Genomic DNA, 7471 nt, shown 5'->3' on the forward strand with positions numbered 1-7471 from the left:
AGGAGTTCTGCCCGGAGAAGACGAAGGCCACCCTGCGCCGGCCCGTGATGGGAGGCATGACGCCATCCACCCGTGGCTTCTGGAGGAAGGTCTCCAGACCTCGCTGGAGCTCCTCGGGCTGACGACCGGTGAGGGCCAGCCGCCACGCGTGATGGCTGCGCCGGACACCGGCCGCGTGGCAGAGATCCTCCATGCGTGAGCCCGAGAGCGTGCCTTCGCGCAGCGCGTCGAGCCAGCGTATCGCCACGGCCCTCAGCGCCTCGGGGCTCCGGGCCGACAGGGACAGCAGGTCCACGCGCGGAGCGGGAGGCTCCTGCGTGGCCGCTGCCTCCACCACCGGAGCAGGCTCTGGCGCCTGCTCCAGCACGAGGTGCGCGTTGGTGCCGCTCATGCCGAACGAGCTCACCCCGGCCCGGCGTGGCCCTTCCTTCAGAGGCCAGGGCTTGAGCTGCGTCGGCACCTCCACCGGGAGGCGCTCCCAGGGGATGGAGGGGCTCGGCGTCTTGAAGTGCAGGTGCGCCGGGATCTCTGCGTGCTCGAGGCAGAGGATGGTCTTGATGAGCCCCGCCACCCCCGCCGCGGCCTCCAGGTGGCCGAAGTTCGTCTTCACCGAGGCGACCAGCAGCTGATCGTCCTCCGAGCGCCCCTCGGACATCACCTCTCCCAGCGCCTGCATCTCGATCGGATCGCCCAGCGGAGTCCCCGCCGCGTGGGCCTCTACGTAGCCCAACTGTGCTGGCTCCACCCCCGCGCTCTGGAGCGCGCGCCGGATGACGAGCTGCTGGGAGGGCCCGCTCGGCACGCTGAAGCCGCTGGTCCGCCCGTCATGGTTGACGGCCGAGCCCCGGAGCACGGCGTGGATGCGATCCCCGTCCCGCTGCGCCTCGGACAGGCGCTTGAGCACGATCATGCCGCAGCCTTCGCCGCGCGCGTAGCCATCCCCCGAGGCATCGAAGGTCTTGCTGCGGCCGTCCGCCGCCAGCGCTCCCAGCCGCGAGAAGAAGACGAACGGCTCCGGCGTGAGCAGCAGGTTGACGCCGCCCACGAGCGCCAGGTCCGCCTCACCGTTGCGCAGCGCCTGGCTGGCCAGGTGCGTGGCCACCAGCGAGGAAGAGCACGCCGTGTCCAGCGAGAGGCACGGGCCCTGGAGCCCCAGCATGTAGGAGATCCGCCCGGCTGCGCAGCTGAAGGCGTTGCCGGTGATCACATAGGGATCGATGCGGGTGAACTCCTGCTTGCCCTGCATGGCGCTGTAGTCGCCGCTGGCGATGCCCAGCATCACCGCGGTGCGGCTGCCCATGAGCCGCTCGGCTCCGTAGCCCGCGTCCTCGAGCGCCTCCCAGCTCACCTCCAGGGCGAGCCGGTGCTGTGGATCCATGGCCGCCGCCTCGCGGGGTGACATGCCGAAGAACCGCGCATCGAAGTCCTGGACAGCCACGCCGCGCAGGAAGCCAGCCCGGCGCGTGACCATCTTCCCTGGTGCATCGCGATCCGCATCGTAGTACGCGTCCACGTCCCAGCGGTCCGGTGGCACCTCGCTCGTGCCGTCCCAGCCCTCGCGCAGCAGCTTCCAGAAGGTGCGCGTGTCATTGGCGCCGCCAGGGAACCGGCAGGCCATGCCGACGATGGCGATGGGCTCGTCGCGGTGGACCTCCACCCCGGTCGCCACGACCAGCTCGCGGCGCGGCTCACCCAGGTACGGCAGCTCCTTGCACAGGAACTCCACCAGCCGCTCGACGGTGGGGTGATCGAAGGCGATCGTCGAAGGGAGCTCGTGCTGCAGCGACGCCTGGAGACGCTTGTGCAGCTCGACCGCCATGAGCGAGTCGAAGCCGATCTGAAAGAAGCCCTCCTGCGGATCGATCGGCTGGGACGGCTCGAGCCCCAGCACGCGCCCGACCAGCTCGCGGACATGGCCCGCCAGCAGATCGCGCCGGCGCGCGGCGGGCGCCTTCTTCAGCCGGGTGACGAGCTGCGGCTCGGCCGTGGGGGGAGCCGGTACCTCGGCGGCCTCGGTGCCGGGCCGGGCCTGCGTGCCAGCGACGGGCTCCACCGCCTCGTCCGCGACCGTGCGCGCCCAGTACCGCTGCCGCTGGAAGGGATAGGTCGGGAGCGAGACGCGGCGCTGGCCACGGCCTCGCTCAAAGGCAGCCCAGTCCACCTGGGCGCCGCGGGCATACAAGGAGCCCAGCGCGCTCAGGATCTGCCGCCCGTCCTCGTGCCCCTGCCGGAGGGAGGGTACCCACTCCGCGCGACTGTCGGACAGACAGCGCTGCCCCGCCGCCAGGAGCACCGGCCGTGGGCCGATCTCGAGGAAGGCGCCCACGCCCAGCTCCTCGATCGCCTTCATGCCTCGGGCGAACTGGACGGGCTCGCGGATGTGCTTCCGCCAGTAGGCCGCGTCGGGGATCTCCTTGGCGCCCAGCACGGCCCCGGTGAGGTTGGACACCAGCTTGAGGCGCGGCGCCGCGAAGGCGATGCCCTCGAGAGCGCGCTCGAAGGGCGCGAGGATCGGCTCCATCAGCGCAGAGTGGAAAGCGTGAGACACGGTCAGCCGGCGCCACTTCAGCCCCTCGGTCTCGGCCCGCTGTATCAGCGCCTCCACGGCTGCCGCCGGACCGGACACCACCGCCTCCGTGGGCCCGTTCTCCGCGGCGATGGACAGCGCGTCGGCCTCGGCGCCCCATAGCGCCTCCACCTGGCGCAAGGGGGCGAGCACCGCCGCCATGGCCCCACCTGGGGGCAGGGACTGCATCAGCCGGGCCCGCTCCGCCACCAGCCGCAGCCCCTCCTCCAGGCTGAACACGCCGGCCACGTGCGCGGCGGCGATCTCGCCCACGCTGTGCCCCAGCACCACGTCCGGGGTGATGCCCCAGGAGCGCCACAGCTCCGCCAGCGCCACCTCCAGCGCGAACAGCGCAGGCTGGGAGAACTGCGTGTCATCAATGGACAGGCCCGTGGCGGCTCCTGGCACCTGCTCCGGGTAGAGGATCGACAAGAGCGGTGAGGGCAGCAGCGGCCGGAGGAGCTCGTCGCAGCGATCCATCACCTGGCGGAAGACAGGCTCCGTCTCATAGAGCTGCCGCCCCATGCCCACGTGCTGCGAGCCCTGCCCGGTGAAGAGGAAGGCGATCCGCGGCTTCTCCTGCGTGCCCGCGGACGCAGCCTCGGCGAGCCGCTGCGGCAGCTCCGCCAGACGGTCCCCCAGCTCGGCGAGCGAGGTGCCCACCATGGCCACTCGCTCGGACAGGTGCGCCCGGCCCACGTTGGCGGTGAAGCAGGCATCCGCCAGCGACAGTTCTGGGGTCTTCGCCAAATGCTGACGGTAGCGCTCGCCCAGCGCCAGCAGCGCCTCGCGGCTGCGCGCCGACAACGCCAGTACCCGCACCGGACGCTCCGGCCCCTGGGCCTGCACCGGCGCAGGCGGGGGTGGCGCCTCCAGCACGAGGTGCGCGTTGGTGCCGCTCATGCCAAATGAGCTCACCCCGGCGATCCGCTTGCCCGTCGCGGGCCAGGGCATCCGCTCGGTTGGCACGCGCACAGGCACCCGATCCCAGGGGATGTGGGGGCTGGGGTTCTTGAAGTGCAGGTGCGGGGGGATCTCTCCCTGGCGCAGCACCACCACGGCCTTGAGCAGCCCGGCGATGCCGGCACCGGACTCCAGGTGCCCGATGTTCGTCTTCACCGAGCCTACCCACAGCGGCTGCTCTGGCGCCCGATCCTGCCCGAGCACACGCGCCAGGGCGTCGATCTCGATGGGATCGCCCAGCGAGGTGCCCGTGCCGTGCGCCTCCACGTAGGTGACATCCGCGGGCTGGAGGCGGGCATCCGCCAGGGCCCCGCGGATGACCCGCTCCTGCGCCGCGCCGTTGGGGACAGTGAAGCCACCCGCGGCGCCGTCATGATTGACGGCCGAGCCGCGGATCACCGCGAGGATCCGATCGCCCTCCGCCACGGCGTCCGACAGCCGCTTGAGCACGACCATGCCGCCGCCTTCGCCGCGCACCATGCCGTTGGCCGCCGCGTCGAAGGTCTTGCACCGCCCATCCGGCGACAGCGCCCGCAGCCGGGACATCATCAGGAAGGGGACGGGCGACATCAGCAGCATCACCCCACCCGCCAGCGCCACCCGGCACTCCCCCAGCCGCAGGCTCTGGCAGGCCAGGTGGACCGAGACCAGCGAGGAGGAGCACGCCGTATCCAGGGCCATGCTGGGCCCGTGCAGCCCAAGGATGTACGAGATCCGCCCGGGCGAGAACGCGAGCCCCGCTCCAGTCCCCGAGTACGGATCGATGGAGGACGGATCGCGGGTGGTGAGCAGGCCGTACTCGCCCGAGCTGATGCCCACGTAGACGCCCGTGGGTGTCCCCGCGAGCTTATCGGCGGCCAGCCCCGCATCCTCGAGTGCCTCCCAGCTCACCTCCAGCAGCAGGCGCTGCTGTGGGTCCATCTGGGTGGCCTCCCGGGGCGAGATCCCGAAGAAGCGCGCGTCGAACTGATCGATGTCCCGCAGCAGGCCCGCCGAGCGCGAGTAGATCTTCCCCGCGGCGTCCGGATCCGGGTCGAAGTAGCGATCGATATCGAAGCGATCCTTGGAGATCTCCGAGATCGCGTCCGTCCCGTCGCGCAGCATCTCCCAGTAGGAGTCCAGATCCTTCGCGCCACCAGGGAAGCGGCAGGCGGCGCCGACGATGGCGATCGGCTCATGCTTCTCCCGCTCCATGGCGTCCACGCGCGCCTGGAGCTTCTTGAGCGCGAGCAGCGTCCGCTTCTGGGCGTTGAGCACATCGTCGTTACGGGGGCTGTCGCTCATGGGTGCTCCACTCTCACTCGGCCTCGTCGCCATCACCCAACACGCTGTCGGCCAGCTCGGCCAGGGCCGCCTGGACCTCGAGATCCGACATCTGGGCGACCTCGGTATCGAGCGCCCGATCCTCCACGGGAGCGGGCGCCGGCGCCTCGGCAGGGATCTGGAGCACGTCCTCAAGGATGTGATGGGCCAGGGACTCGACCGTCGGGTAGCGGAAGATGACACTCACGGGCAGGGTGGAGCCGATCTCCGCCTTGAGCCGCTGCGAGAAGCGGAGCGCGCTCAGCGAGTCCATGCCCATGTCGAAGAACCCCTTGCGCTCCAGGGGCTTGGACGCATCGAAGCCGAGGACCGCGGCCACGCCGTGTTGCAGGCTGGAGATGAGCAGCTCCCGGCGCTCGCCCGGCCGCGCCTCGCGGATCTTCTCGGCGAGCCCTCCCACCGAGGCCCGCTCCCCACGGGGAGTCCTGCGGAACCTCGCCGTGATCTCGTCGAACACGGGAGGGATCTCGTCCGCGTCCGACAGGAACCGGGCCCAATCCACTGCGGGCGCGGCGAGCTGCGGCACATCCGCGTCCCCCATCCGCGCCAGGACCGCCATCCCCTCCTCTGGAGCGATCTGGCGCAGGTTCCGCTCTCGCCAGTAGGACTCGGAGAACCGGGTCGCCATGCCCACCTTCCACGCGCCCCAGTTGAAGCAGACCGCCGGCAGCCCCAGGGCGCGCCGGTGGGCGGCCAGCGCCTCGAGGGAGGCGTTCGCAGCCGCGTAGTTGGCCTGCCCTGGCGAGCCCAGCAGTGAGGCAAGCGAGGAGAACAGGACGAAGAAGTCCAGCGGCTTCCCGGCCGTGAGCGCGTGCAGGTTCCAGGCGCCCTCCAGCTTGGCGCTGGTCACGCGGCGGAACTGCTCCACCGTCATGCGCACCAGCGGCGCATCCTCGATCGTTCCGGCCAGGTGCAGCACCCCGCGCAGCGGCGGCATGTCCCCCTCGATCGAGGAGAGCGCCCGCGTCACCGCCTCAGGCCTTGCCAGATCCACCTGCTCGACCCGGATCCGGGCTCCCGCTCGCTCCAGCTCGGAGATCGTGGCCCGAGCGAGCTCCGAGGGAGGACTCCGGCCCATCAGCACCAGGTGGCGCGCCCCGCGCTCGACCAGCCACCGCGCCACCACCTGCCCGAGCGCGCCAAGTCCTCCCGTCACCAGATAGGAGGCCTCCGGCGAGAGGGACTTCAGCGGCGCCGTCCGCGCCGGGAGCTCATGCGGCACGAGCCGCGCCACGTACCGGCGCTGCCCACGGAACGCGAGCTGCTCCTCCCGATCCTCCTGGAAGAGCGCCCCTACCAGGGCCTCGTACTCGTCCGTGGCCACCTGGGAGCCCAGGTCCACGCAGACACAGCGCAGCTCCGGGTGCTCCCGCATCACCGTCCTGCCGAGCCCCCACATCGGGGCCTGGGCGACAGCCACTGGCGCATCTCCCTCCGCGACGGCCTGCGCGCCGCGTGTCACCAGCCACAGGCGTGGCGCCCGCGTCCCTCCCAGCCGGGAGAGGGACTGGACGAGATGGAGCGTGCTCAGCGACAGGAGCCGCTCCGCGTCGATCAAGGTCTCTGCGGTGGTGGACACGCCCGTGGCCATGTCGAGGCTCCAGAGGTGGAGCACTCCCCGGAGGTCCGTCTCCTGGCGTACCAGCGTGTCGAAGGCATCGGGGCGCGCGGGATCCACCTCATACAGCCCGGGACCGAGCACTCGCTGCTGCTGCCCGGCACGGGCCCACACGCACTCCGCCCCGAGCGCCTCGAGGCGGCGGGCCACTTCCTCACCCGCTCCGCCACGCTCACCGAGGAGGAGCCAGCGGCCAGGCTTCTCCGGACGGGAAGTCCCCTCAGAGCGAGCCTGCTCCCGCGCGAGCCACGCGAGCGTGTAGAGCGCCTCCTCCAGCGGGCGCCGCGCCTGTTGGAGCACGAGCCCCTCGAACTCCACCACGCTCCGGCCCGCTTCGTCCCACACCCTCAGATCGATCTCGCTGGGGGCTCCAGGTTCGCGGCCTGGGCGGCGCACGGCATGCCCGTGCAAGACCCCCGAGGCCCGGCCCTCCACTCGCCCTCGCCGCCACCCCGAGACCACCCACCCGGCCTCTGCCGTCCCCTCCAGCCCCACCGTGGCGATCTGCAGGCAGCTCTCGAGCAGCGCGGGGTGGAGGTGGTACCGGCTCGCCTCTGCGCTCGCCACCTCAGGGAGCCGCACGCGCCCCAGCGCCTCGCCTTCGCCCAGCCAGAGCTTCTCGAGACCTTGGAAGGCCGGCCCGTACTCCAGGCCCACACCTGCAAGGGCCTGGTAGCGCTCCTCAACCTGGATCTCCCTCTGGCACCGCGCGCGGGCCGCCTCGAGCGTCAGGTCCTGTCCGCCCGCACGGCTCTTGCCTCGGCCAAGCCACCCGTGGGCGTGCCGCGTCCAGGCGCCCCCTTCCAGGGGACGGCTCAGCACTTCGAAGCGCGCGCGCTCGGGCCCAGGGTTGAGCACGAGCTGGACGCGCCGGCGCCTGGTGCCCGGCGCCAGCGGCTGGGTGAGTGAGACCTCCTCGATGCTCTCCCACCCCTCGCCCAGCACGCGGCGCGAGGACGCGATCGCCATCTCCGCGAACACCGCCGCCGGCATGACCGGAG

At 71.6% G+C, this 7471-nt stretch carries 2 protein-coding genes; both read right to left on the reverse strand.

Features of this window, described 5'->3' with window-relative positions; genetic code table 11:
• Nucleotides 1-4813, reverse strand: a 4813-nt coding sequence (locus VD972_RS21630) for a polyketide synthase (RefSeq protein WP_324989929.1), incomplete at its 3' end; no start/stop codon positions are given.
• Nucleotides 4814-4826: 13 nt separating this feature from the next.
• Nucleotides 4827-7471: type I polyketide synthase (locus tag VD972_RS21635; RefSeq protein ID WP_324989930.1), on the reverse strand; the 2645-nt coding region annotated here is incomplete at its 5' end.

Source organism: Hyalangium sp. (assembly GCF_035629615.1).
GTDB lineage: Bacteria > Myxococcota > Myxococcia > Myxococcales > Myxococcaceae > Hyalangium.